We start from the raw sequence: 25,563 nt of genomic DNA on the forward strand, positions 1-25,563 counted from the left end.
GTTTTGCGGTCATGACTACGACTGTTGAATCGATCGAGGACTCCGCCCCGGCCCCGGCCGGCGTGTTGTCCGCGCGGTACCGGGCGCTCAGCGTCGGCCTGGTCGCGCTCGTGATGCTGGTGGCCTTCGAGGCGATGGCGGTGGCGACCGCGATGCCCGTCGTGGCCCGCGACCTCGGCGGCATGGCCCTGTACAACCTGGCCTTCAGCGCCACCCTCGCGGCCAGCGTGATCGCGACCGTGCTCGGCGGCAGGTGGAGCGACGTGCGGGGGCCGGTGCAGCCGATCGCCGTCGGCGTGGTCGCGTTCGTGGCCGGATTGCTGGTCGCCGGGTTCGCGCCCACGATGGAGGTGCTGGTCACCGGACGTTTCGTCCAGGGGCTCGGCGCCGGTTTGATCCAGGTCTCCCTGTACGTGCTCGTCGCCCGGGTCTTCCCGGGGGCCATGCATCCCAAGGTGTTCGCGCTGTTCTCGGCCGCCTGGGTGGTGCCCTCCATGATCGGCCCGGCCATCGCCGGTTTCGTCGTGGAGAACGTGAGCTGGCGCTGGATCTTCCTCGGCGTCTCCGCGCTGGTCATCCCCGCGGCCCTGTTGTTGTGGCGCGGCACCGCCGGCCGCTCGGCCGAGCAAGGCTCCGCCGCCCCCGCCCCCGGCCTCGGCCGCAAGCTCGTCTGGGCCACGCTGACCGCCGTCGCCGCCGCCCTGATCCAGTACGGCAGCGCCCTGAAGGACGGCCTGCCGCTGCTCGTGGCCGGCGTCGTCCTGCTGGTCGTGGCCCTGCCCAAGCTGCTGCTGCCCGGCTCGCTGCGCGCGGCCCGCGGCCTGCCGACCGCCCCCGTGCTGCGCGGCCTGGCCTACGGCTCGCTCATGGCGGCCGAGGTGCTCATCCCGCTCATGCTGATGAACGAGCGCGGCCTGACCCCCACCGGCGCCGGCGTCGTCCTCACGGTCGGCGCGCTCGGCTGGTCCACCGGCTCGTGGATCAAGGGCCGCGGCACGATCAGCAACATGACCGCCATCCGCGGCGGCGCGGCGATGGTCGCCGTCGGCATCGCGCTGGTGTCGCTCGTGCTGATCGACTCGCTGCCCATCGCGGTCGCGTACGTGGCCATGGCTATTTCGGGCCTCGGCATCGGCGCGCTGCACCCCACGGTGTCCGTGCTGGTGCTGGAGATGTCCAAGGAGGGCGAGGAAGGGCAGAACAGCGCGGCCGTGGGCGTCGGCGAGTCGGTGTTCACCGTGGTGGCCGTCGCGGTCAGCGGCGCCCTGTTCACCGCCACGGGCGAGAACTACGCCGTCGGGCTCGGCTTCACCGTCGTGCTCGCCGTCCTGGCCGTCGTGCTGGCCCCGCGTTTTGTGCAGTCCAGCAAGGCAGGCACTATGGAAGGGACCGCGTCATAGTGATGAGAACGTCAAAGTGCTGAGAACGCTGCCAAACGCACCGCCGTGGACGGCCTTCACCTGGCGCGACGACTCTCTCGTCATGACTTAAGGGGGGTTCATGCCGCGAGTGCGGGAGCTGGAGGTCTTCCGGCTGGTCCTGCCGTACGGCGCGAGGTCGGAGAGCCTGCTCGTGAAGCTCACCGACCACGGCGGCATGACCGGCTGGGGCGAGGCCGTCTCACCCGAGCCGAAGGCCTGGTCCCGGCTGGAGGAGTCGCTGGCCACGCTGCTGATCGGCGTCGACTGGGAACATCCCGACGCCGTGCCGAGCGGAGACCGGGCCGTGGACATGGCCTGCTGGGACCTGTGGACCAGGATGCGGGGAGTGCCGCTCGCGCACGCCATCGGCGGCACCCGCACCTCGGTGATGGCCACCGTGCGCCTGGCCCCCGACCCGTCCGTCGAGAGCCTGGTCGCCCGCGTCAACCAGCAGGTCTGCGCCGGCTACGGGCACGTCACCCTCGACATCAGGCCCGGCTGGGACGTCGAGCCCGTACGCGCGGTGCGGCAGGCGTACCCCGCGCTGACCCTGGCCGTCGACGGCGGCAACGCCTACACCGACCGCGGCCAGCTCGTCGCGCTCGACTCCTACGGCCTGGAGGTCATCGAGCGGCCCTTCCCCCTCGGTGACGTCCACGCCCACGCCGCGCTGCAGGACGAGGTGACCGCCTCGGTCGCCGTCGAGGTGCGCTCGACCGCCGAGCTGGACGACTACCTGACCCTGCGCGCCGCCAAGGTCCTGCTGCTGCGCCCCACCGCGTTCCCGTCGTTGTCGGAGGCCCGGCGCGCGCACGACCGGGCCGCCGCCGCGGGCTGGGACATCCAGTGCGCGGGCGGCCAGGGGGCGGGTCTGGCCAGGGCGGCCACGGTGGCGGTCGCGAGCCTGCCGGGCTGCACGCTGCCGTGCGACGTCACGCAGCCGCCGAAGCAGAACCAGATCGTCACGCCGCTGGTCGGCGCGAACGCGGGCGTCGTCGCCGTCCCGCTCACCCAGCCCGGCCTGGGCCATACGATCGACGAGACGCGCCTGGCCCGCCTGGCCAAGGAATCCTTCCACGCCTGACCGATCTGGGGGATCGATGACCGGACCGACGAGCGGGCGCGACCGCGACACCGACGCCGCTCCCGACGCCGACCCCAAGGCCGACCCCGACGCCGACCCTAAGGCTGACCCCGACGCCGACGCCGACGCCGACGCCAGGCGGCTGGCCGCCCGGTCGCTGGCGGCCGACGACCCGACCGGCTGGTTCGAGCACCTCTACGCCGAGTCGGCGACCGGCGAGGCGATCGTCCCCTGGGACTCGCGTACGCCGCACGTCCTGCTCGTGGAGTGGGCCGCCGGGCGCGGCCCCGGCGGCCTCGGCGGCGGGCGGGCGCTCGTGGTGGGCGCCGGATTGGGCGACGACGCCGAGTACGTGGCGGGCCTCGGCTACGACACGGTCGCCTTCGACGTGAGCGAGTCGGCCGTGCGCCTGGCCCGCGAACGTTTCCCCGGCAGCGCCGTCGACTACCGCGCCGCCGACCTGTTCGACCCGCCCGCCGGCTGGCGGCACGCCTTCGACCTGGTCGTGGAGATCATGACCGTCCAGGCCCTCCCCGAGGAGCTGCACGCCCGCGCCACCGCGGGCGTCGCCGCGTTCGTACGGCCCGGCGGCACGCTGCTGGTGATCGCGTCGGGCCGCGAGGAGGGCGGGCCCGCGGGCGCCCCGCCGTGGCCGCTGACGGCCGCGGAGATCGCGGCGTTCGCGACCGGCGGGCTGACGGCGGAGACGATCGAGCACCTGAGCGACGACGGACGCCACCGCTGGCGCGCCACCTTCCACCGCCCCCTGTAGACCCGCGCCCGGTAGGCCCGTCGCCCATAGCCTCGCCCCCGGTAGGGCCGCGTTCCTACGCTGCCTCGTGCAGGGACTCCATGGCCAGGCGTTCGCGTGCGGCCAGGTCGTACAGGAGCGATCCCGCCTGGTCGAGGGGCGCCTGCCGGCCCGTCTCCCCGGCCTGGGCGAGCAGGTCGGCCACCTCGCTCCACTTGGGCGCCAGCGCCGTGTACGCCTGGCAGGCCGCCTCCAGGGCCTTGCCCGGCGCGATCGTCTGGGCCTCGCCCAGGAACTCGGCGTAGAGGTTCCGGAAGAACGCGCCCCCGGTGCCGCCCCGCTCCATGAGGTTGGCCGTCCGCGTGAGCTGCTCGGTCGGCCCGCGTTCCAGCCAGGTGGGGATGAGCGCGGCGGCCTGCTCGATGCCCCGGTAACCGACGTTGCGCATGGCCGGGTTGAGGAACCCGGCGGCGGTGGACCGGACGGCGGCCCTGATCGCGGACGGCAGGTCGGCCTCGGCGCACGGCCCGAGCGTGTACGACAGGTTGTGCGCCGTCATCGGCCCGGTCGCCGCGCGGGCCCGTTCGAGCGACTCGAGCGGGACGCGGTTGCGGGTGCCCTGCTGGGCGGTGTCCACGAGGTTGGCGTGTCCCTCGTCGTAGCCGACCATCGCGACGTAGTGGCCGCCGAAGTGGTAGGGGGTCCTGATGTAGTCGAGGTGGTAGCAGTCGAGCCGGATCCCCACGGGGGTGCCTTCGTCGAGGTGGCGGCGGACGTTCGACCAGGCCGTGATGGGGGAGGAGGTCTCCTGCGTGTCCAGCGTGAAGCCGAGCGCGGCGGCCAGCTTCTCGGTGAGCGCGTGCGGCTTGACCCGGCCGCCGATGAGCGGGACGTCCAGCGAGCCGCTGTCCCAGTAGATGAAGCTCAGCCCCTCGCCCAGCCCGAACAACATCGCCTCCGACAGTTCCACGCCCGCGTGCCGCAGCAGGGTGCCGGCGGTGGTCGTCTCGCAGTGGCGCCCTTCGAAGGGCGGGACCAGATCGATGAGCACAAGCCCAGTGTGCCGGACGACCTGCGGAAATGTGATCATTCACGCGCCGGACCGGCCCACCTGCGCGACCGGAAAACCGGTGGAAACCCCCCGAGGTGTTCACGGGATGATGAGCGCATGAACATCCTGGTCGCACCTCCCGCCCGTACGGGCGCCGAACGGCTGCCCGACGGCAGGCTCCTCGGCTGGGCCGAATGGGGGCCGCCGGACGGGACGCCGGTCCTGCTGTCGCCGGGGGCCGCCACGAGCCGCCGGCTCGGCTTCGGCGCGGCGGCGGCCGACGAGCTCGGTGTGCGGCTGATCTCCCTTGACCGTCCCGGGCTGGGCGCCTCCACTCCCGCGCCGGGCCGTACGTTCGCGGACTTCGCCGCCGGCGTACGCGCCTTCGCCGCCGGGCTCGGCCGTCCCGCCATGGTCGGCAACTCGCAGGGGGCGCCGTTCGCGCTGGCCTGCGCCGCGGCCGGCGTGGTCGGCGCGCTGGCCCTGGTCTCGGCCGCCGACGAGGTGGCCGACCCGCGCTTCGCCGACGTGCTGCCCGGCGAGCTGCGGCGGCTGACGGAGCTGTCCGAGCACGACCCGGAGGCCGCCGAGAAGATCTTCTCCGGGTTCACCCCGCAGGCGATGTGGGACCTGGTGACGGGCGGCAGCCCCGCCTGCGACCTGGCCGTGTACGAGAGGGCGGATTTCGCCGCCGCGTACCGCGAGGCGCTGCGGGAGGCGTTCGCCCAGGGGCCCGCCGGTTACGCCCGCGACACCGTGCTGGCGATGGGCCGCTGGGGGATCGACCTGGCCGCGATCAGGGTCCCGGTCGACGTCTGGTACGGCGAGCTCGACGGCAGCCACTCACCCGACCTGGGCGAGGGCCTGACCGCCCGCATCCCGGGAGCCGTGCGGCACGTCGTGCCCGGCATCGGCGGCGCCCTGCTGTGGACGGAGCCCCACCGGATCCTCCGCGCCCTCCTGGACCGCCTCGCGGCCTCACCCCAGCGCTGAGCCCTGCGCGAAGGTGATCACCATGTACCGGCCGTTGGAGTAGCTGACCACGGGCCGCCCGAGCAGCTCGCCCACCTTGCGGGCCACCCCCTGGAACACCTCCACCAGCTCCGGGGTGTCGGCGCTCACCCTGAACCGCCCGTTCTCGGCGAGCTGCTGGGCGACCAGGGGGACGAAACCGGCCTCGGCCCGGACTCTCTCCTCGGCGTCGAGCGGGGTGCGCCGGGGGGCGGGGGACGTGCCGAGAGGGTGGGACATCGCGAATCTCCTCCAGATTTGCCGGTTCACCCAGGATGCCACCGGGAACCGGCGCTCCGGGCCCCTACCGCGGACTCAGGCCGCCCCGCACCCCTCGGTGAGCCCCTTCGTCGGCGGCCCGGACGGTTTGGGGGACTTCTTCGGGGACGTGCCCTGCGAGGCGGACGGTGTGGCCGAGGCGGCGACGGCGGACGTCGCGGCGGTCGAGTCGCGGACGGCCTTGGCGGTCAGCTCGCGGATCTTGTCCCAGTCGGGGTAGCCGGTGCGGATCAGCGGCGGCACGAACTGCAGGCTCGTCACCTTCGCGTTCTTGACCGTGAGCGCCAGCGGCACCAGGTTCTTCAGCATCGAGCGCGGGATGTCGGTCCTGATCAGCTCCTTGGCCGCCAGCGCGATCCGGTTGAACCGGGCCAGGACGGTCGCCGGGTCCGCCTGGCCCAGCAGCGCGCCGAGCACGCAGCGCTGCCGCCGCATCCGGGTGTAGTCGTCGCTGAACGTGCGTGAGCGGGCGTACCACATCGCGTCGGCGCCCTTGAGCTTCCTGGTGCCGGCCTTGACCAGGCCCTCGTTGTACTTGCCGAACACGACGTCCTGCTCGACGGTGATCGTGATGCCGCCGATGGCGTCGATGAGACGGGCGAAGCCCCACATGTTGACCAGGGCGTACCAGTCGATGTCCAGGCCGAGGGTGTAGCCGATGGTGTCCATGAGCACCTTCGGGCCCTGGTGCTGGCGGCCGCCGAAGATCTCCGGGTGCGCGTCGGCGTACTCCCAGACGCTGTTGAGCAGGTCGCTGCGGCCGCCGCCGGGGTCGGCCGGCAGGCGGAAGCCGCCGGGGAAACGCTGGGCCATCGGCGTGCCGGGGCGGAAGCGCACGTTCTCCAGGTTGCGGGGCAGGCTGACCAGCACGGTGTTGCCGGACTTCACGTCGATGCTGGCCACGTTCATGCTGTCGGTGCGTACGCCGGTGCGGTTGTCGTCGGCGTCGCCGCCGAGGAGCAGCAGGTTGACCCGTTCGCGCCCGGCCCACGGGTCCTGCGGCGGCTCCTCGCCCTCCTGCGTGGGGGAATCGGCGGGGTCGGGCCCGGTGAAGATGCCGCTGAGGGTCTTCTGGGAGGTCCACACGTAGTTCGCGACCGCCCCGAACGGCACCACGGCCGCGACGGCGAGCAGCCCGGCGAGCGTGCCGGTGACGATCTGCTCGCGCCGCCGCAGCCGTCCCGGACGCAGCACCATGAACGAGTGCACGATCACCGCGAGCCACACGACCCCGAGGGCGACCGCGCCGATGGTGATCGGGATCAGCCACGAGTCCTGGGTCAGCGAGCCCAGCAGGTTGTCGGTGGTCAGCGCGACGGCCAGCAGCGCCGCCAGCCCCGCGACATGGCACGACAGCAGGACCAGACCGGTCTTGCGCCATCCGGCACGCAGATGGGCGGCCCCGGGCGCCAGCGTCGTGAGTGCCAGCCAGCCGAGGACCGCTGCCGCGCCCACCGGTTTCCTACCCTGTCGCACGCCATCCCCGTTTCCCCGAACTCCACCGTAACCCGCAGCCACGGACAGCGCGGGCAGCCTACGCATTGGATACGAAATATGTCTTTATCGGAGGATGAACATCAGTAACCGAATAAGATTCGGGTCATGGCCTTCTCCGAGATCGAGTACCGCGTGGCCGACCGCATCGCCACCATCACCCTGTCTCGCCCCGAGCGGCTCAACGCGTTCACCCTGACCATGCGCGCCGAGCTGATCGACGCCTTCGACCTCGCCGACGCCGACGACGACGTGCGCGCGGTGGTGGTCACGGGGGCCGGGCGGGCCTTCTGCGCGGGGGCCGACCTGGGCGGCGGCGGTGGCACGTTCGGCCGTCGGGGGGAGGGCGAGCTGGTGGACGGCGCGCCGCGCGACGGCGGCGGCACGGTCGCGCTCAGGATCGCCGCCTCGCTCAAGCCCGTCATCGCCGCGATCAACGGCCCCGCGGTCGGCGTGGGCGTCACGATGACGCTGCCCATGGACGTCCGGCTGGCCGCGGAGAGCGCCCGGTTCGGGTTCGTGTTCGCCCGGCGCGGGATCGTCCCCGAGGCCGCGTCGAGCTGGTTCCTGCCCAGGGTCGTCGGCATCTCCCGGGCCATGGAGTGGGCCATGACCGGCCGGGTCTTCCCCGCCGCCGAGGCTCTGGAGGGCCGCCTGGTGTCGCGGGTGTTGCCGGACGAGGAGCTGCTGGCCGCCGCGTACGCGCTGGGCCGCGAGATCGCGGACAACACCTCGGCTGTCTCCGTCGCCGCCGTGCGCAGGCTGATGTGGTCGGGCCTGTCGGCGGCCTCGCCCTGGGAGGCGCACGCGGCCGACTCCCGGCTCATGGCCGAGCTCGGCGGCGCGGCCGACACGGTCGAGGGGGTGAACGCCTTCCTGGAGAAGCGGCGGGCCGACTTCCCGATGAAGGTGAGCGAGGACCTGCCGCCCGGCGTCCCATCATGGCCAGACAATCCATATGGTGTCTGATATGTACGACATCACCGTTCTGCCTATGCCGCCCGATTTCGAGGGCGAGGTCGTCGCGACCCTGATCTCCAGGAGGACCGGTTCGCGCAGGGCGGTGCTCTACGTCCACGGATTCACCGACTACTTCTTCCAGGACCACCTGGCCGACTACTACGTCCAGCGCGGCATCGACTTCTACGCCCTCGACCTGCGCAAGTACGGCCGCTCGCTGCTCCCGCACCAGACCAGGGGCCTGATCAGGAGCATCACCGACTACTTCCCCGAGATCGACGAGGCCGTCCGCCTCATCAGGCGCGACCACGACGAGCTGACCGTCAACGCCCACTCCACCGGCGGCCTGATCACCGCGCTGTGGGCCGACCGCGTCCGCGGCCGGGGCCTGGTGCAGGGGCTCGTGCTCAACAGCCCGTTCCTCGACCTGAACGTGCCCGCGCCGCTCCGCCTGGCCGCCGACCTGCTCAGGACCCCGCTGTCCTACTCCCGCCGCGCCCTGCCCCTCGGCATCAGCACCGCCTACGGCCAGAGCCTCCACCGCACCGAACAGGGCGAATGGGACTACGACCTGACGCTCAAGCCGCTGGTCGGGTTCTCCGTGCACGCGATGTGGCTGGCCGCCGTCCGCCGCGCCCAGCGCCGGCTGCACCAGGGGCTCGCGGTGGACGTGCCGGTCCTCGTCCTCGCCTCCTCCACAGGCCTGCGGGTACGCGACTTCGTGCCCGAGGCGCGCTCGGCCGACATCGTGCTCGACCCCGAGCACATCGCCCGCTGGTCCACCGCGATCGGCCCCCACGTCACCTGCGTACGCATCCAGGACGGCGTGCACGACCTGGTGTTGTCCGCCGAGCCCGCGCGCAAGCAGGTCTTCGCCGAGCTCGACCGCTGGATGAACGCCTACCAGGGGAACGCGAACAGGCCGTAGTAGGCCGCCGCCACCAGGAGCAGCCCGGTGCCGCCGAGCACGCCGCCGATCGCGACGTACTGCCACCGGGTGGGCCGCATGCCCTCGCGCAGCGCCGACACGTACGCGGCCACCGCCGTGACCTCCTGGATCAGCATGAGCACGGCCAGCGCGCGGACCACCAGCCAGCCCGCCAGCACGGCCGGCCACGCGCCCGCCTGGTTCACCGAGAACAACACCAGCAGCGTGATGAACGCCACGACCGAGGCCAGCAGGCCGAGACCCGCCCACGCCATCCTGCGCAGCCTGCGCCTGATCGGCGGCCACAGCCCAGCGGTGGTCTCCACGGGCGGCCGGCCGTGGCCGCGCAGCCGTACGACCATGGCCGCGACCGGGCCGGCCACGTACCCGACGGCGGCCAGGCAGATGGTCAGCCCGAGCATCGTGCCGCCCGCGTACCAGGGGGCCGCCGGGACGTCGCTGGCCTCGAAGCGCTGGACCGGCGTGCTGCCCGCCAGGTGCGCCGACGGCGTCGCGGTGGCGGGCAGGCCGCTGATCCAGTTGGCCAGGGTCTCCAGGTAGCCGCTGGTGAACGGGCCGCCGTTGACCCGCATCGCGTGGTCGCCCTTGTCCATGAAGCGGATCGTGTACCGGTCGTTGCCCGCCTCGGTGAGCGCCGTGACCAGCGCCTTGGTGGACTCGACGAAGGGGATCGAGGGGTCGGTGGTGCCGTAGAACGCCAGGACCGGCTGCTTGATCCGGCGTAAGGCGGGCATCGCGTCGTAACGCAGGAACGTGAAGCCGACGCCGCCCATCGCCCTGGTCAGCAGGTCACGGGCGCCGATGGGGGCGTGCAGCCTGAGCAACTGCTCGTTCAGGGCCCAGGCGACCTGCCGGAGCGGCGAGACGTTCGGCGAGGAGACCAGCACCGTGAAGCCCACCGCCGCGCTCTTGGCCGCCGCGATCGGCACCACCCAGCCGCCCTCGCTGACCCCCCACAGCCCGACGCGCGAGGCGTCGACCTCCGGACGGGCGCGCAGGTACTCCACCATGCGCAGGGCGTCGTCGGCGAGCAGCCCGAAGTCGCGCTCGCGGAAGTCGTAGCCGACGGTCCGCTTGTCGAACGCGATCGTCGCCACGCCCGCCCTGGCCAGGAACTCCGCCTGCGGCGTGAACTCCGTCCGCGAGCCGTTGCCCGACCCCGACACGAACACCATCGCCGGGTGCCGCCCGGGCGTGAGCGGCACGCGTAAGGTGCCCTCCAGCTGCTGCCCCTCGGCCGGCAACGAGATCTCCTCCTGCCGTACGGGGGCGGCGGCCACCACCGGGCGCAGCTCCCCGGCCGGTTGCGCGGGAAGGGTCTCGAACGCCGGATCCGCCTTCAGCGGCGGCGGGTCGAACGCGGGCGGCAACACGTAACCGACCGACGCGAGAGCCACCAGCACCAGACCGGCGGCGACGCTCAAGGTGCCACGGCCAGTGCGCATCGGCCTCCCCATGTGCGTTGGTTTGCCCGCTGATCAGTTAGCCTACTCCCGGCTTCTGTGACAGCAGAGACCGCATTTGTCGGTGGGAGATGTTAGCTTCCTGCGACATGCGGATCCTGCACACCTCCGACTGGCACCTCGGGCGCTCCTTCCATCGGGAGAGCCTGCTCGGGGCGCAGGCCGCGTTCGTCGACCACCTGGTCGAGACCGTGCGCGCCGAGCGCGTCGACGTCGTGGCAGTCTCCGGCGACGTCTACGACCACGCCCTGCCGCCGGTCGACGCGGTGGCCCTGCTCTCCGACGCGCTCGCCCGCCTGCGCGCCGCCGGGGCGCGGGTGGTGCTGATCAGCGGCAACCACGACTCGGCGCTGCGGCTGGGGTTCGGCTCGGCGCTGTTCGACTCCTCGGGGGTGCACGTCCGTACCGAGCCCGACCAGTCGTGGCAGCCGGTGCTGATCGACGACGTCGCCTTCTACGGCATCCCCTACCTGGAGCCGGAGCTGGTGCGCACCCCCTGGCAGCTCCCCGACCGCGGCCACACCGCCGCGATCTCCCACGCGATGGACCGCGTACGCGCCGACGCCGCGCGCCACCGGGCCGCCGTCGTGCTGGCCCACTGCTTCGTGACCGGCGGCCAGGCCAGCGACAGCGAGCGCGACATCAGCGTGGGTGGGGTGTCCCACGTGCCGCTGCCGGCCTTCGACGGCGTCGACTACGTCGCGCTCGGCCACCTCCACGGGCGGCAGCGCATGTCCGAGACCGTGCGCTACTCCGGCTCCCCCCTTGCCTACTCCTTCTCCGAGACCGGCCACGTCAAGGGCTGCTGGCTGGTCACCCTCGGCTCGGGCGCGGAGTTCGTGCCCGCGCCCGTGCCCCGGCCGGTCGGGCGGCTGCGCGGCGACCTCGACGACCTGCTGACCCTCCCCGGCTTCGCCTCCTACGAGGACCACTGGCTGCAGATCACCCTGACCGACGCCGTCCGTCCCAAGCAGGCGATGGACCGGCTGCGCGCCCGCTTCCCCCACGCCCTCGCCCTCGCCTTCGAGCCGGTGGGCGCCGCGCCCGCCGCCCAGCCCGTCAGGCTCAGCGGGCGGCCCGAGTCGGAGGTCGCCCTCGACTTCGTCCGCGAGGTGCGCGGCGAGCCTGCCGCGCCCGAGGAGGAAGACCTGCTAAGACAGGCGATCGAGGCGTCCAGGGTGAAGGAGACGATGGCGTAGATGCGGCCCCACCGGCTCTCGCTCACGGCCTTCGGGTCCTTCCCCGGCACGGAGACGGTCGACTTCGACGCCCTCACCGAGGCGGGCCTGTTCCTCATCCACGGGCCCACCGGGGCGGGCAAGACCACGATCCTCGACGCGCTCTGCTTCGCCCTCTACGGCGTCGTGCCCGGCCAGCGCAGCAGCGCCCGCAGCCTGCGCTGCGACCACGCGCCCGCCGGCACCGGGCCGTCGGTGACGCTGGAGGTCACGATCCGGGGCCGGTTACTACGTGTCCGGCGGTCGCCGTCGTGGCAGCGTCCCAAGCTGCGTGGCGCCGGGTTCACCGAGGAGAAGGCCAAGGTCGTCGTCGAGGAGCGCCGGGGAGCCTCCTGGCAGGGGCTGACCACCCGGCTCGACGAGGCCGGCGACCTGGTGGGCGGGCTGCTGGGGATGAACGCCGAGCAGTTCTGCCAGGTGGTGATGTTGCCGCAGGGGGACTTCGCGAAGTTCCTGCGCGCCGACGGCGACGACCGCGCCCGGCTGCTGGAGCGGCTGTTCACCGTCAAGGTGTTCACGCAGGCCGAGTCGTGGCTGGCCGAGCGGCGGCGGGTGACCGGGCGGGCGGAGCAGGAGCTCGGGCGGGAGGTGGCCTTCGCCGTCGAACGCCTTCAGGAGGCCGCCGGCCCCACCCTCACCCCGCCCCCCGGCTCCCTCTCCGACGTGCCCGCGACCCCGGGCGCCGACGGCGGGCCGCCGTCGGCCGAGGACGACCCGCTGGGCCGGGCCGGAGCGCTGCTGGCCGCGGCGCGGGCCGCCGTCGACCGGTGCGGTGAGCGCCACGCCGCCGCGGGCGAGGCCCTGCACGCGGCGCGGTCCCGGTTCGAGCGGGCCGCCGCCCTCGCCGAGCGTCAGCGCCGCCACACCGAGGCGCTCACCCTGCGCCGCACCCTCGACGAACGCGCCGACGAACGCGCCGACCTCCAGGCCCTCATCGACGACGCCGCCCGCGCCGACCGCGTGCTCCCGCTGATCACGGCCGCCCGGCAACGCGCGGAGGCCGCCGACAAGGCCCGCGCCATGGCCGCCGACGCCCTGGCCCGTGCCCGTCCCCTGCTCGCCGCCGCTCCCGGCGCCGGTCAGCCGTCGTCCGGGGGCCTGGCGTCGGTGACGGAGCTGGAGCGGCTGGAGCGCGAGCGGCGGGCCGAGCTCGCGCGGCTGTCCGAGCTGCTCACCGAGGAGGCCCGGCTGTCGGTCGTCCGGCGTGACCTGTTGCGGGTGGAGCAGGAGCTGGCCGACCTGATCGGCGCCGACGAGGCCGTCGCCGCCCGGCTCGGCCTCCTGCCGGGCCTGATCGAGCAGGCCGAGGGCAGGCTGGCCGACGCGCGGGTGGCCGCGGCGCGCCTCCCGGCGGCCCAGGCCGTACGCGACGCCGCCGCCGATCTCATCGACATCGACCGGGAGCTCGCCGTCCTGGCCGGGGAGCTCGACGTGCTCGCCCAGCGCGAGGCGCAGGTGGCCGCCGCCGAGGCCGAGCTTCCCGCCCGGCTGGCCGAGGCGGGCGCGGCCCTGGCCGGCGTACGCGCCGAGACGGCGGCCGTGCCCGCCGCCGCGGCCCACCTCGACGCCGCCCGCTCCGCGCTGGAGGCGGCCCACCGCCGCGACGCCCTCGCCGCGGAGCTGGAGTCGGCCGCCGCCGCCCACCAGGCCCTGGTCGACCGCGCCCAGGAGACCCGCGAACGCTGGCTCGACCTGCGCCAGGCCAGGATCGACGGCATGGCCGCGGAGCTGGCCCGCGACCTGGCCGACGGCCGGCCGTGCGCGGTCTGCGGCTCCGAGCACCACCCCATGCCCGCCTCCCCGGCCCCCAGCGCCCCTTCCCCCGACGACGAGCACGCCGCCGAGAGCGCCCACGAATCGGCCGCCGCCGACCGCGAGGCGGCCGAACGCGCCCTGGCCTCGATCGAGTCCCGGCTCGCCGACGCCTCGGCGGCCACCGAAGGGCTCGACGCCGGCACCGCCGCCGACCGCGTGCTGGCCGCCGAGGGGGAGCTCGCCCGCCTGCGGTCGGTCGCCGACCGCGAGCCCGGCCTCGCCGACGCCCTCGACCGTCTCGAAGACGAACGCGACCACGTCCGGGACCGGGCCAGGGAGCTGGCCGAGACGCTGGCCGCCCACCACGCCCACAGCAGCCGCCTCACCGCCGAACGCGCCCGCCTCCACACCCGCCTCGCCCAGACCCTCACCCCCACCCCGTCAGAAGCCGGGGCGGAGGCCGGAGACGGGCTGGACGGCGCCGTGGTGCTGGCCGGGGCCGAGGCCGAGCTGCGTCGCCTGGCCGGGGCCGCCGCGCGGGAGCCGGTGCTGGCCGCCGAGCTGGCCGCGCTCGCCCGCGAACGTGCCGACCTGGAGGAACGCGGCCGACGCGGAGCCGCCCGCCTGGCGGCCGGCCGCACCAGGCACGAGGAGCTGAGCGGCGACGCCGGGCGGCTGAGCGCGCGGCTCGACGCGGCCAGGGGCGGCGACCCGACCCTGACCGCCCGCCTGTCCAGGCTCAACGACGAGGCCGAGCTGCTTCGGGAGGCGCTGGAGGCCACCCGGGCGGCGGTCGCGGCGGCCGCCGAGCTCGACGCCGCCGTCAGGGAGGCCGGGCGGGCGGCGGGCGAGGCGGGGTTCGCCGACGCGCGGGAGGCCGAGGAGGCCTACCGGAGCCCGGCCGAACGGGAGGGCCAGGCGGAGCTGCTGCGCCGCCTGGACGACCAGCACGCCGCCGTCACCGGCCTGCTCGCCGACCCCGAGCTGGTCGCCGCGGCCGCCGAGCCCGCGCCCGACCTGGCGGCGGCCGAGGCGGAGCGGGACAGCGCGGAGGAGGCGCACACGCGGCTGGCCAGCGAGCGCGACCGGGCCGTGGCCAGGGCCGGACGCCTGGCCGAGCTGCGCGAGGAGCTGGCCGCGCGCATCCAGCGCTGGCGGCCGGCCGCCGAACGCCACCGCCTGGCCGAACGCATGGCGGCGCTGGCCTCCGGCGTCTCCGGCGACAACCAGTGGAACATGAGCCTGACCTCGTTCGTGCTGGGCGAACGGCTCCGGCAGGTCGTCGACGCCGCCAACGAACGCCTCGACCACATGTCGTCCGGCCGCTACCTGCTGCGGCACGACCTGCGCAGGACCGCCGGGTCGCGGGCGCGTTCGGGCGGCGGCCTGGGCCTGAAGGTGGCCGACGCCTGGACCGGCGTCGACCGCGACCCGGCGACCCTGTCGGGCGGCGAGAGCTTCATCACCTCGCTCGCGCTCGCCCTGGGCCTGGCCGACGTGGTCACGGCCGAGGCGGGCGGCGCGGAGGTCGGCACGCTGTTCGTGGACGAGGGCTTCGGCACCCTCGACGAGGACACCCTCGACGGCGTGCTCGACATCCTCGACGGGCTGCGCGACGGCGGCCGCGCGGTCGGCATCGTGAGCCACGTGGGCGAGCTGCGTACGCGCATCCCGGTGCAGCTCAAGGTGGGCAAGAGCCGCAGGGGCTCGACGCTGGTCAGCTAGGCGGGGGCGCGGTCGAGGCGCGCACGATCAGCTCGTGCGGGAACAGCCGCCGCTCCGGCCGGGCCGCGGTCCCCGACAGCAGCAGCCGCCCGGCCGCCTCGCCGATCTCCTGCTTGGCCTGCCGGATCGTGGTGAGCCCAGCCTCCTCGGCCGCGCTGTCGGAGAACCCGACGACCGACAACTCGCCCGGCACGTCGATGCCCAGGTCGGCGGCGGCGTCGAGGATGCCGAGGGCGAGCACGTCGGTGTTGGTCAGGATCGCCGTGGGCCGCGGTTCGCGCCGCAGCAGCGCGTGGCCGGCCTTCCTGCCCGCCTCCCGCGAGTTCCTGGCGACCTCGTAGAAGGGCACGTCGTCCCAGTCGAGGCCGGCCTGCTCGCAGGCGGTCTGGTAGCCGCCGCGCCGGGCGCGCATCGCCTCGAACACCGCGTCCTCCTGGCGGTCGCGGTCGGCCCAGCCGGTGTGGCCGTCGTCGTGCAGGCCGACCATCGCCACCGCGACCCGCCGGTGGCCGAGGCCGAGCACGTGCGCGGCGGCGGCGGCCCCGGCGGCGGGCTCGTCGATGCCGACGAACGGGTGGCCCGGCACGTACGGCTCGTCCACCACCACGACGGGCAGCTTCCTGGCCAGCACCTCGGCCAGCGCCGGATGGCCGTCGGGCAGCGAGACCAGGCAGAACGCGTCGACCACCGCGTCGCGCACGGTGTCGCTGCGCCGGTCGCCATGGGGGAGGGGCAGGATGAGCAGCCCGACGCCCGCCTCCTCGGCCGCCGTGGCCAGCCCCTGGAAGAACCCGATCGCGTACGGGTCGGCGAAGGCGTAGGCCAGCGTCTCGCTGAACAGCAGCCCGAGCGCGCCGGCCCGGCCGAGCCGGAGCGAGCGCGCCGTCGGGTTGGGCCCCGCGTAGCCGAGTTCGTCGGCCACCTCCAGGATGCGCCGCCGCAGCCCGTCGCTGAGCTGGTCCGGCCGGGAGAAGGCGTACGACACGGTGGCGCGGGACACGCCCAGCCTGTCGGCGATCGTCTGCAGGGTGACCCTTGCCATCGTCCAACCGTATCGAACGGCCTTGCCCGTCCCATCTTAATCGATTAAGGTCTTAATTGATTAAGGAGGAAAGATATGGATGGCATGCAGGTCCTCGCACACCGGACGGCGATGGGGTTCCGGGGGTCGCTCCACGCGGCACTGCCGGGGGCGCCGCGCAGGCGCCTCCCGGAGCGCGTCGCCGTGCGGGCGCGGCTGGCGTACTCGCTGCGTCGCACCGCCGACCGGCTCGACCCCGCCTGCCGCCCGGCCCGGTACCGCGAGGCGTGACCCCCTGAGAGAGGCCCCGGGGGCGGTCAGACGAGGTCGGCGATCAGGTCGGGGATCGTGGCGGGGTCGTGGAAGAGGGTGGCGCCGAGGCCGGTCAGGCGCGAGGGCGGGGTGAGGCCGCCGGCGAATGCCAGGCAGCGCATCCCCGCGCTCATCGCCGCCGTCACGCCGAACGGGCTGTCCTCGATCACCACGCAGCTCTGGGGCGGCGCGCCCATCGTGGCCGCCGCGTGCAGGAACAGGTCGGGGGCAGGCTTGCCGCGGGCCACGTCCTCGGCGCTGAACACGCGGCCGTCGAAGCGGGGTGCGAGACCGGTCACCTCCAGGCTGTCGCGGATCGCGGCGTGCCGGCCGTTGGAGGCCACGCAGTAGGGGATGTCCAGCCGGTCGAGGGCCGACTCGATGCCCCCGATCGCGCACAGCTCGGCCTTGATCGCGGCCGTGTACTCCTGTGAGATCTGCTCATACCAGCCGGGTGGGGTCTGGCCGACCTGTTCGTCCCAGTATTCGTTGCTGCAGCCGACGAAGCGTTCGGCGTACTCGGTCTCGTCGATCGTCCAGCCCAGGCGGCGAAGCGCGGCGGTGCCCACGCGTACGGAGATGCGCTCGCTGTCGACGAGTACCCCGTCACAGTCGAAGATGACCAGTTCGACGGCCAAGGTGCGGTCCTCCCAAAAGTGTCGTTTGCGGTCGAATCTATCGGGCGGCCTGGTGACGCCACGCAGGTGGTAGCGTCGTTGTATCATCTGACAAGACGCATGTCCGGATGGCGAGATGACAGTGACGAGTTCCCCCGAGGTCGTGGCGCCGAGCAGGACCAGGATCGCCATGGCCAGCCTCATGGGCACCGCGATCGAGTTCTACGACTTCTACATCTACGGCACCGCCGCCGCGCTGGTGCTGAACACCGCGTTCTTCCCCGGCATGGACCCCGTGGCCGGGCGGCTGGCCGCGTTCTCGACGTTCGCGGTGGCGTTCGTCTCGCGTCCGCTCGGGTCGGCGCTGTTCGGCCACTGGGGCGACCGCGTCGGGCGCAAGTCGATGCTGGTCGTCTCGCTGCTGGTGATGGGCCTGTCCACGGTGGCGATCGGCCTGCTGCCCGGCTACGCGGCCATCGGCGTGGCCGCGCCCGTGCTGCTGGTGCTGCTGCGCTTCACCCAGGGCATCGGGCTCGGCGGCGAGTGGGGCGGCGCGGCGCTGCTGGCCACCGAGCACGCCCCGCCCGGCAAACGCGGCATGTACGCGATGTTCCCGCAACTCGGCCCGTCGGCCGGGTTCATCGTCGCCAACGGGCTCTTCCTGATCCTCGGCGCGACGCTGACCGACGAGCAGTTCGGCGGCTGGGGATGGCGGCTGCCGTTCCTGGCCAGCCTGCTCCTCGTGATCGTCGGCCTGTACGTGCGGCTGAAGATCTCCGAGACGCCGGTCTTCCGGGCGGCGATGGACCAGCGCCGCATCGCCAAGGTGCCGTTCGCCGGCCTGATCCGCCACCAGTGGCGGCGCGTGCTGCTCGGCGCCGGCGCGATGACCATCGCCTACACGCTCTTCTACACCGCCACCACCTACTGCCTGTCCTACGGCACCGCCACCCTCGGCATCCCGAAGACCACCATGCTGACCCTGACCATGATCGGCGTGCTGTTCATGGGCGCCGGCACCGTGGTCTCCGCCGTGGTCAGCGACCGGCTGGGCCGCCGCCGTACCCTGCTCGCCGGCACCGCGGCCGCCGTCGCGTGGGGCCTGGTGATGTTCCCGCTGATGGAGACCCGGTCGGTGCTCCTGGCCGGGCTGGCGCTGGCCGGCGCGCTCGGGCTGATGGGGCTGGTCTTCGGGCCGATGGGGGCGTACCTGCCCGAGCTGTTCAGGACCGAGTTCCGCTACAGCGGCGCCTCGGTCGCCTACAGCCTCGGCGGCGTCCTGGGCGGCGCGGTGCCGCCGCTGATCGCCACCGCGCTGCAGTCGAGCGGCATCGGCGTCATGGGCGTCGGCCTGTACGTCTCCGCGATGGCCCTGCTGAGCCTGCTCTGCCTGCTCGCCCTGCCGGAGACCCGCGAAGAAAATCTCTAATAAATCGCCAGATTCCTGTCACATCCGCCGGGGCTGTCCCGTCTTCGCAGTGAAGAACCTGATGGAGGAGGAGCGGACGATGAGCAAGCACATTCTGATCGTCGGCGGCGGATATGTCGGGCTGTACACGGGGCTGGGGCTGCGCCGGATGATCCGGTCGGGCGAGGTGACGGTCACCGTGGTCGATCCGCGGGGGTACATGACGTACCAGCCGTTCCTGGCCGAGGCGGCGGGCGGGACGATCGAGCCCCGCCACGTCGTCGCCCCGCTGCACCGGGTGCTGAAGGGCGCCCGGGTGCTCACCGGCCGCGTCACCCGGATCTCGCACGACGACCGCACCGCGCTGTTCCAGCCGGTCCAGGGCCCGGCCAGGACCCTCACGTACGACATCCTGGTGATGGCGGCCGGGTCGATCACCCGCACGCTGCCGATCCCGGGGCTGGCCGAGCACGCGGTCGGGTTCAAGACCGTGGGGGAGGCCGTGCACCTGCGCAACCACGTTCTGGCCCAGCTCGCGGCCGCCGCCTCGACGGACGATCCGCAGGTGCGGCGCAGGGCGCTGACGTTCGTGGTGGTCGGCGGCGGGTTCTCGGGCGTCGAGGCGCTGGCCGAGATGCAGGGGCTGGCCGACGACGCGCTGCGCTACCACGACGGGATCACCCCCGCCGACCTGACCTGGACCCTGGTCGAGGCGACCGGCGGCATCCTGCCCGAACTCCACCCCGACCTCGGCCGCTGGACCGTCGGCGCGCTGCGCGCCCGGGGCGTGGACGTGCGGCTGGAGACCCGGCTGAGCTCGGCCGCCGGCGGCGTGGCGACGTTGTCGGACGGCACCGCGCTCGACGCCGGGACGCTGGTGTGGGCGGCCGGCGGCCGGCCCAGCCCGCTCGCCGCCGACAGCGGGCTGCCCGTGGACGGCGCCGGGCTGCTCCTGGCCACCGAGTACCTGACCGTGGCGGGCCTGGAGGACGCCTTCACGGCCGGTGACGGCGCGGCGGTGCCCGACCTGACCCGCCCTGGGCAGTTCACGGCGCCCAACGCCCAGCACGCGGTGCGCCAGGCCAAGCTGCTCGCCCGCAACCTGAAGGCGTACGTCAGGGGGCGCGGGCTGAAGGCGTACCGGCACGCGTACCTGGGGTCGGTGGCCGGGCTCGCCCATCACCAGGGGGTGGCCCAGGTGTACTCGATCAGGCTGACCGGGTTCCTGGGGTGGCTGGCGCACCGGATGTACCACCTGGCGTGGGTGCCGACGGTCAACCACAAGGCGCGGGTGCTGGCGGACTGGGCGTTGTCGATGGTGTTCCGGCGGGAGGCGGTGCAGCTCGCGGCGATCGAGCACGCCGACGAGGACTTCCGCCGGGCCCTGGCGGCGGACGACCTGGACCGCGCCGCCTGACCCCTCTGGAGTTTCAGGTGGCGGTGTAGCCAGGGAAGAGGAGGGACAGCTCGCGAGGGTAGGTCCCGATCAGGCGTAGTTCGTCGTCCGTGAGGGGGCGGCCGGTCATCGCGTTGCAGAGCTGGACCAGGCGGAAGGCCGCCTCCTCGTCCGCCACCTCCACGCCCAGGCCGTCCATGACGTGGCGGAAGCCGGCCTTGCCGCCGTACTCGCCGGTCAGCACCACCCGTCCGTCGCGGGCGTGCCAGTCCTGGGGGAACGGGCCCAGCGTGGCCTCGTCGTACAGCTCGTAGTTGCCGTGGTCCTTCAGGGCGCCGTCGGCGTGGATGCCCGATTCGTGCGCGAACGCGTTGCGTCCCACCCCCACCTGGTTGTACGGCAGCGGCTGCCCCAGCGCGTACGACGCCCACAACCCGAACCGGCGCGCCCACGACAGGTCGAGCGGGTCCCCGATCTCCACCTTCTCCCCGAACCCGTGCGAGCAGGCCAGGATCGTGGAGAGCAGGTCGGCGTTGCCGGAACGTTCGCCGACGCCGTTCACGCACGTGTTGATCCAGGCGTCCTGACCGGCGTCGAGGTCGCCGAGGGCGCCGGAGAGCGAGTTCGCCACGGCCATGCCCAGGTCGTTGTGGCAGTGGGTCTCGACCGGCAGCGCCGCACCCGAGGCCAGCCGGGCGAAGCGCTCGCGGATCCGGCCGGGGGTGTCGCCGCCGATCGTGTCGCAGTAGCGCACCCGTCCGGCCCCCGCCTCCTTGGCCGCCAGCGCGAACTCCAGCAGGAACCCGTCGTCGGTACGCGACCCGTCCTCGGCGTTCACCCCCACCGTCTCGGCCCCGGCGGCCTTGGCGGCGCGGACCGCGGCCGTCATCTCCCTGATGATCGCGTTCCGGTCGAGGCGGCCGCGGAACTTGTTCTGGATCATGTAGTCGGACGTGGAGATGGACAGGTTGTAGTGCCGCAGGCCGAGCGGCGCCGCCTTCTCCACGTCCTGCGGCACGCCCCGGCACCAACCGGACAGCCGCAGCTCCCCGAACGCCCCCGCCGCGGCCAGCGCGACCTGCGCCCGCACGTACGGGACCTCGTGGAACAGGAACGGGAACCCGATCTCGGACTGGGCCACGCCGAGTTTGCCCAGGTAGAAGTTGACCATGGTCTTGCCGAACTTGGACAGGCCGGTGCGCGCGGTCTGTACGCCGTCCCGGTTCGTCACGTCGAGGAAATGAACTTGTGGCATGACTTCACGTTGACACGCTTGCTCAATGTGTATCAATATTGATTTTCGTCAACATGGAGAGGTGGGTGCGAGTGGTGGAGTGGATCGACGCGGCCACGGCCGCCGAACGGCTCGGCGTCAAACCCGCCACGCTCTACGCGTACGTGAGCCGGGGGGTGCTACAGCGGCGGCACGGTGACGACGGGCGGCGCAGCCTGTTCTCGGCCGAGGAGGTCGAGCGGCTGGCCAGGCGGGGGCGTCCGCGCGGGCAGCCGCCGGAGCTGGTCATCGAGTCGGCGATCACGGCCCTGGGCGCCGACCGTCCCTACTACCGGGGCGCCGACGCCCTGAACCTCGCCCTGACCAGCGACTACGAGTCCGTCGCCGCCCACCTCTGGAACCCCGCCCCGGCGCCCCAGGCCCCACCCCGGCGCGGGAGCGAGGGGCAGGAGGCGTGGCGGTGTGAGGAGGAGGCGTTGCGGGCGGCGGTGGCGGCGCAGGGCGGCCTGCCGCGCGATCTCCTGCCGCTCGACCGCCTCCAGGTGATCACCACGGTCCTCGGCGCGTCCGACTCGCTGCGCCACCAGCTCGACCCCGCCTCCGTGGCCGCCACCGGCCGCCGCCTGATCGCCGGGCTGGTCGACGCGCTGCCGCCGCTCGGCGAGCCCGCCGGGGAGTCGATCGCCGAACGGCTGTGGGCCCGCCTGTGCCCGCGTCCTCCCGAGCCCGCGCTGCTCGGCGCGCTCGAGGCCGCCCTCGTGCTGCTCGCCGACCACGAGCTGGCCGCCTCGACGCTGGCCGCCCGGGTGGCCTCCTCGGCCAAGGCCGACCCGTACGCGGTGGTGCTCACGGGCCTCGGCGTCCTCGGCGGCCCGCTGCACGGCGGCGCGTCGTACGGGGCCGAACGCCTGCTGCGGGAGATCGCCGAACCCGGCCAGGCGGCCCGCGTCATCGCCGACCGCGTACGCAGGGGCGAACGCATCCCCGGCTTCGGCCACAGCGTCTACAAGAACGGCGACGCCCGCGGCACGCTGCTGTCCGACCTGGTCAAGGCCGCCGCCCCCGGCCACGACCGGGTGGCGGCGGCGCAGGCCGTGCAGGCCGAGGCCCGGCGGCGGCGGCTGCCCGCGGGCAACATCGACTTCGCCCTGGCCACACTCACCGCCGTGGCCGGGATGGTGAGCGGCGCCGGCGAGGCGATCTTCGCCGTCTCCCGGGCGGCCGGCTGGCTGGCCCACGCCATGGAGGAGTACGAACGCGGCTCCCTGCTGCGCCTGCGCGCCTCCTACACCGGCCCCTCGCCCACCTGACCCCGGTCGACGTACGCGGCCAGCGCGCGTACACGCTCGGCGTGCTGGTCATGGCCGACGATCACCGGCGGCTCGTTGTACGGCATCGCGTCCGACGACCGCCGCAGCTTGACGTACTGGCCGCAGGCGTCGATCGCGTACGGCTCCATGTCGTCCTGCAACGCCCCGATCACCGTGATCCCGTACGTCTCGCCGATCCTCCTGAACAGCGCGACCGCCTCCCTGCGGTGCTCCTTGCCCAGGTTGCGGCCCAGCTCGTCGAGCACCAGGCACAGATGGCCGCCGCCGGAGGAGGCGATGGCCGCCGCGCACACCAGCTTGACGGCCTTCTCGTCCATGAGCGCGGTGTTGGCCCGCCGGTTGTACGGCACGAACCCCTGCCCCTCGCCGCGCCGCCATTTCGGCGTCACCCGCCACTGCCAGCGCTGCTCGGGGTCGGCGGGCGCGGGCGGCACCGGGAACTCCAGCGTCGCGCCGTAGCCGCCGTAGGAGGTGTCGAGCTTCTCGAACTCCTCGGCCACCCGGGTCAGCCGCGCCTTGATCGCGGCCGTCCGCGCCGCCCGGTGGACGGCCGTCGACTGCGCCGCCTCCTCAGCGCCGCGGGCCGCCGCCGACAGGTCGCGCTGCCGGGAGACGATCTGCGCCTCGATCTGCCGACGCTGGTGCTTCTCGTACTCCTCCTGGCCCCGCAGGTAGGAGGCCAGCGCCCCGCACACGGCCGCGAACGTCGCCTGCTCGCGGGCCGTGCTGCCACCCCGCTCGGACAGCAGGAACGCCAGCTCCTCGGGGATCTCCGCGTCCTCCTCGGGGAAGGTGTCGCGCAGCGCCTGGTCGAAGTGGCGCTCGGCGATGCGCCACCACTCCTCGGCCGCGCGCGGGCGTTCCTCCTCGGGCAGCGCCTGGATCCATTCGCGGGCGGTCTCGACCGTGCCGCCCCAGTCGGCGGCCAGCGCGTCGAGCCTGAGCGCCTCGCGTTCGGCCGTGACCTTGGCCTCCTGCTCGCGGGCCTGCGCCCGCTCGGCCTCGTGCCGCTGCCGCCGCCCGTCGAGCCGCTCGATCTCCATGTCCCGGGTACGGGCCCGGAAGTCGAGCGCCCCCGCCTGCCGCTCGCCCTCGGCGACCTTCGGCGCCAGCTCCTCGATCGCCGCGTTGAGCCCGACGAGCCGCTCACGCCGTTCGGCCAGCTTGGTCTCCAGCTCGGCCAGCCGCACCCCGGCCCGCGCGCCCTCCAGCCGCCGCTGCGCCTCCGCGACCGCCTCCTCGGCCTCGCGGACCACCTCGGCGGCGCTCTCCTGGGCGTCCTCGGCCCGGTTGAGCCGCTGGCCGGCGGCCTTGATCCGGGCCTCCCGACCCGTGGCCACCCCCTCGAACGCCCCCACCACGCTCACCCCGGCCGAGCTGACCAGCACGGACCCGGGCAACTCGGCCAGCGCGCGGGCCGCCTCGCCGAGCCGGCCGGCGTCGACGATGACGGCGTGCTCGTGGGGCCAGCCGCGCAGGCCGGCCGGGTGGGCGGCGTCGCGGGCCTGCTCGGCCACGTCGAGGGCGTCGAGCAGGCCGGTCGCGCCGACGCCCGCCGCCGACAGCGCGTCGAGCTGGGCCGCGGCCGGGCCGCCCTCGGCGTCGTCGAGCGCCGCCTGCGCGGAGGACACCTCCTGGTCGGCCACGCCGAGCGCCTTGAGCGCCTGGTTGAGCCGGAGCCTGGTCTCCCGCAGCTCGCCCTCGGCGGCGGGCACGTCACGCCCGTCGGCGAACCTGCGTGTCTCCTCCAGCGCCGGGATCGCGGCCCGCAGCTCGTCGGCGGAGTTCTCGGCCACCGCGCGGTCGGCGTCGAGCTTGGTGGCGCGGGACTGGAGGGCGGCCAGCTCCTTGCGGGCCTGCGACACCTGGCGGTCGAGGGTGTCCTCGCCCAGCGTGGTGATCTCGGCCTTGACCAGCGCGACGGCCTCGGCCGCCGACTCGCCCGCCGCGCGATGACGGGTGAGGTCGGCGGCCAGCAGCTCGTCCTTGGCGGCGGCGTCGGCGAGCTTGCGCGCCTGCCTGCCACGCCAGCAGCGCAACGCCTCGGCCAGGCGCACACGGGCCTGGTCGCGGCGGTCGAACGTGCCGACCAGCGCCTTCGACTCCACCTCGAACTCGGCCAGCCGGTCGGCCGCCTGCGCCGCCCGCACCCGCTTGGCGTGCTCGTCGCGCCGGGCCTCGCGCTCCTGCTCCAGCTCGGCGTCGAGGCCGGTGAGCGCCGCGATGGCCTCGAAGACACGCTCGGGGGAGATCTCGTTGAGCGGCTGGGAGAGCAGGTTGGTGGCGACCTTGCTGCGTACGGACGTGGACAGGAACGACACGCACCTGACCCGGTCGCCGTAGAGCACCTTGGTCAGGTCGCGGGCCACCACGTCACGCTTGCCCGCCGACCTCGGCAGCGACGCCCAGATCTCGTCGGCGCGCGCCACCCGTTCGGCCTCGGAGGGCGAGGCGGCCAGGTGGACGCCTTCGCGCCAGCGGATCTCCAGGTGTGGGGCCTCCTGGTTGACCCTGAGCCACACGGTGACCGCGCCGCCCGAGGTGTCGGGCACCTCGAACAGCTCCCCGCTCTCGTCGTCGCCGTCCTCCGTGAGGGTGAGCTCGGTGGCGGACTCGGTGGCGGACTCGGCGGTGGGCCCGGTGGCGGGTCCGGTGGCGGGCTCGGGGGTGTGCTCGGGCGGGGCGAAGGAGTCGAGGCCGGGCGGGCCGAAGACGCCCACGATGTAGCCGTGGTCGGCGCTCGCCCACTGGCGGGCGCCCGCGCCGCTGGCCAGCTCGGCGTTGAACAGCAGCTCGGAGACCGCCTTCGCGCCCGAGGCGAACCGCCACTGCTCGTCGCCGAGCAGCGCCGTGATGGAGGCGATGAACGACGACTTACCCGCGCCGTTGGAGTCTTTGGGGCCCGCGCCCGCGACGACGATGAGTGTGCCGGGGACCGTGGGCACCGGATGGGTCGAGAGCCGCGAAATGTTGACCGCCTGCACGGCGATCAGCACCCGGTCCCCGACGACGTTCTCCATCTGCGACACCTCGAACCCCCGTAACCCTTCCATCTGTCATGAC

The 25,563-nt window shown here is 73.7% G+C and carries 20 protein-coding genes; 12 read left to right on the forward strand and 8 right to left on the reverse strand.

What is annotated here, in order from left to right; all coding sequences use genetic code 11:
* Positions 1-11: 11 nt before the first annotated feature.
* The 3 genes from DMB42_RS15475 to DMB42_RS15485 all read left to right on the forward strand — a co-directional run bounded on the left by DMB42_RS15475 (position 12) and on the right by DMB42_RS15485 (position 3,277).
* The gene (locus DMB42_RS15475; RefSeq protein ID WP_260477712.1) at positions 12-1,400 is read left to right on the forward strand and encodes an MFS transporter; all 1,389 of its coding nucleotides are present in this window, start codon (positions 12-14) and stop codon (positions 1,398-1,400) included.
* 100 nt (positions 1,401-1,500) lie between these two features.
* Complete coding sequence (locus tag DMB42_RS15480; protein ID WP_185844672.1) at positions 1,501-2,505, forward strand: enolase C-terminal domain-like protein; 1,005 nt, start codon at positions 1,501-1,503, stop codon at positions 2,503-2,505.
* A 16-nt stretch (positions 2,506-2,521) separates the two neighbouring features.
* On the forward strand, positions 2,522-3,277 hold the full coding sequence (locus DMB42_RS15485) for a bifunctional 2-polyprenyl-6-hydroxyphenol methylase/3-demethylubiquinol 3-O-methyltransferase UbiG (protein ID WP_125635091.1): 756 nt from the start codon (positions 2,522-2,524) through the stop codon (positions 3,275-3,277).
* 55 nt (positions 3,278-3,332) lie between these two features.
* On the opposite strand, the gene DMB42_RS15490 is transcribed toward DMB42_RS15485, so the two are convergent.
* The gene (locus DMB42_RS15490) at positions 3,333-4,307 is read right to left on the reverse strand and encodes a BtrH N-terminal domain-containing protein (protein WP_125635093.1); all 975 of its coding nucleotides are present in this window, start codon (positions 4,305-4,307) and stop codon (positions 3,333-3,335) included.
* Between the two features lie 117 nt (positions 4,308-4,424).
* Here DMB42_RS15490 and DMB42_RS15495 point away from each other — a divergent pair, with 117 nt between their 5' ends.
* Positions 4,425-5,300 carry an alpha/beta fold hydrolase gene (locus DMB42_RS15495; protein ID WP_125635095.1) on the forward strand — a complete coding sequence of 292 codons (876 nt, stop codon included), beginning with the start codon at positions 4,425-4,427 and terminating at the stop codon, positions 5,298-5,300.
* On the opposite strand, the gene DMB42_RS15500 is transcribed toward DMB42_RS15495, so the two are convergent.
* Together DMB42_RS15500 and DMB42_RS15505 are read right to left on the reverse strand one after the other, a co-directional pair.
* Positions 5,286-5,558: a hypothetical protein gene (locus DMB42_RS15500; protein ID WP_125635097.1), complete on the reverse strand. Its 273-nt coding sequence runs from the start codon at positions 5,556-5,558 to the stop codon at positions 5,286-5,288. The genes DMB42_RS15495 and DMB42_RS15500 overlap by 15 nt on opposite strands.
* 75 nt (positions 5,559-5,633) lie before the next feature.
* Positions 5,634-7,052, reverse strand: coding sequence for an LCP family protein (locus tag DMB42_RS15505; RefSeq protein WP_125635099.1), 1,419 nt, complete (start codon positions 7,050-7,052; stop codon positions 5,634-5,636).
* Positions 7,053-7,199: 147 nt separating this feature from the next.
* On the opposite strand from DMB42_RS15505, the gene DMB42_RS15510 reads away from it, so the two are divergent.
* Positions 7,200-8,060 (forward strand): enoyl-CoA hydratase-related protein, encoded by an 861-nt coding sequence (locus tag DMB42_RS15510; protein ID WP_125635101.1) that lies wholly within the window; start codon positions 7,200-7,202, stop codon positions 8,058-8,060.
* A 25-nt stretch (positions 8,061-8,085) separates the two neighbouring features.
* Positions 8,086-8,979, forward strand: coding sequence for an alpha/beta hydrolase (locus DMB42_RS15515; RefSeq protein ID WP_260477713.1), 894 nt, complete (start codon positions 8,086-8,088; stop codon positions 8,977-8,979).
* Here the strand turns inward: DMB42_RS15515 and DMB42_RS15520 are convergent.
* Positions 8,952-10,445 carry a S9 family peptidase gene (locus DMB42_RS15520; RefSeq protein WP_125635105.1) on the reverse strand — a complete coding sequence of 498 codons (1,494 nt, stop codon included), beginning with the start codon at positions 10,443-10,445 and terminating at the stop codon, positions 8,952-8,954. The genes DMB42_RS15515 and DMB42_RS15520 overlap by 28 nt on opposite strands.
* A gap of 107 nt (positions 10,446-10,552) precedes the next feature.
* Between DMB42_RS15520 and DMB42_RS15525 the strand changes: the two genes are divergently transcribed.
* Both DMB42_RS15525 and DMB42_RS15530 read left to right on the forward strand, forming a co-directional pair.
* Positions 10,553-11,662 carry an exonuclease SbcCD subunit D gene (locus DMB42_RS15525; RefSeq protein WP_125635107.1) on the forward strand — a complete coding sequence of 370 codons (1,110 nt, stop codon included), beginning with the start codon at positions 10,553-10,555 and terminating at the stop codon, positions 11,660-11,662.
* Positions 11,663-15,181, forward strand: a complete 3,519-nt coding sequence (locus DMB42_RS15530; RefSeq protein WP_125635109.1) for an AAA family ATPase — start codon at positions 11,663-11,665, stop codon at positions 15,179-15,181. It begins immediately after the preceding gene.
* On the opposite strand, the gene DMB42_RS15535 is transcribed toward DMB42_RS15530, so the two are convergent.
* Complete coding sequence (locus tag DMB42_RS15535) at positions 15,174-16,223, reverse strand: LacI family DNA-binding transcriptional regulator (protein WP_125635111.1); 1,050 nt, start codon at positions 16,221-16,223, stop codon at positions 15,174-15,176. The genes DMB42_RS15530 and DMB42_RS15535 overlap by 8 nt on opposite strands.
* Before the next feature lie 75 nt (positions 16,224-16,298).
* Here DMB42_RS15535 and DMB42_RS15540 point away from each other — a divergent pair, with 75 nt between their 5' ends.
* Positions 16,299-16,493 (forward strand): hypothetical protein, encoded by a 195-nt coding sequence (locus DMB42_RS15540; RefSeq protein WP_125635113.1) that lies wholly within the window; start codon positions 16,299-16,301, stop codon positions 16,491-16,493.
* Positions 16,494-16,519: 26 nt separating this feature from the next.
* Here the strand turns inward: DMB42_RS15540 and DMB42_RS15545 are convergent, their stop codons facing one another.
* On the reverse strand, positions 16,520-17,152 hold the full coding sequence (locus DMB42_RS15545) for an HAD family phosphatase (RefSeq protein WP_221762169.1): 633 nt from the start codon (positions 17,150-17,152) through the stop codon (positions 16,520-16,522).
* 115 nt (positions 17,153-17,267) lie between these two features.
* Here DMB42_RS15545 and DMB42_RS15550 point away from each other — a divergent pair, with 115 nt between their 5' ends.
* Both DMB42_RS15550 and DMB42_RS15555 read left to right on the forward strand, forming a co-directional pair.
* Positions 17,268-18,560 carry an MFS transporter gene (locus tag DMB42_RS15550; protein WP_125635117.1) on the forward strand — a complete coding sequence of 431 codons (1,293 nt, stop codon included), beginning with the start codon at positions 17,268-17,270 and terminating at the stop codon, positions 18,558-18,560.
* Between the two features lie 79 nt (positions 18,561-18,639).
* On the forward strand, positions 18,640-19,956 hold the full coding sequence (locus DMB42_RS15555; RefSeq protein WP_125635119.1) for an NAD(P)/FAD-dependent oxidoreductase: 1,317 nt from the start codon (positions 18,640-18,642) through the stop codon (positions 19,954-19,956).
* Positions 19,957-19,969: 13 nt separating this feature from the next.
* Here the strand turns inward: DMB42_RS15555 and DMB42_RS15560 are convergent, their stop codons facing one another.
* On the reverse strand, positions 19,970-21,190 hold the full coding sequence (locus DMB42_RS15560) for a LeuA family protein (RefSeq protein WP_125635121.1): 1,221 nt from the start codon (positions 21,188-21,190) through the stop codon (positions 19,970-19,972).
* Positions 21,191-21,255: 65 nt separating this feature from the next.
* Here DMB42_RS15560 and DMB42_RS15565 point away from each other — a divergent pair, with 65 nt between their 5' ends.
* Positions 21,256-22,479: a citrate synthase gene (locus DMB42_RS15565; protein ID WP_260477714.1), complete on the forward strand. Its 1,224-nt coding sequence runs from the start codon at positions 21,256-21,258 to the stop codon at positions 22,477-22,479.
* Here the strand turns inward: DMB42_RS15565 and DMB42_RS15570 are convergent.
* Positions 22,455-25,553: a chromosome partitioning protein ParA gene (locus DMB42_RS15570; protein ID WP_260477715.1), complete on the reverse strand. Its 3,099-nt coding sequence runs from the start codon at positions 25,551-25,553 to the stop codon at positions 22,455-22,457. The two genes, DMB42_RS15565 and DMB42_RS15570, sit on opposite strands and share 25 nt — an antisense overlap.
* Positions 25,554-25,563: the final 10 nt, after the last annotated feature.

It is taken from the genome of Nonomuraea sp. WAC 01424 (assembly GCF_003947315.1).
Classification (GTDB): Bacteria; Actinomycetota; Actinomycetes; order Streptosporangiales; family Streptosporangiaceae; genus Nonomuraea; species Nonomuraea spiralis.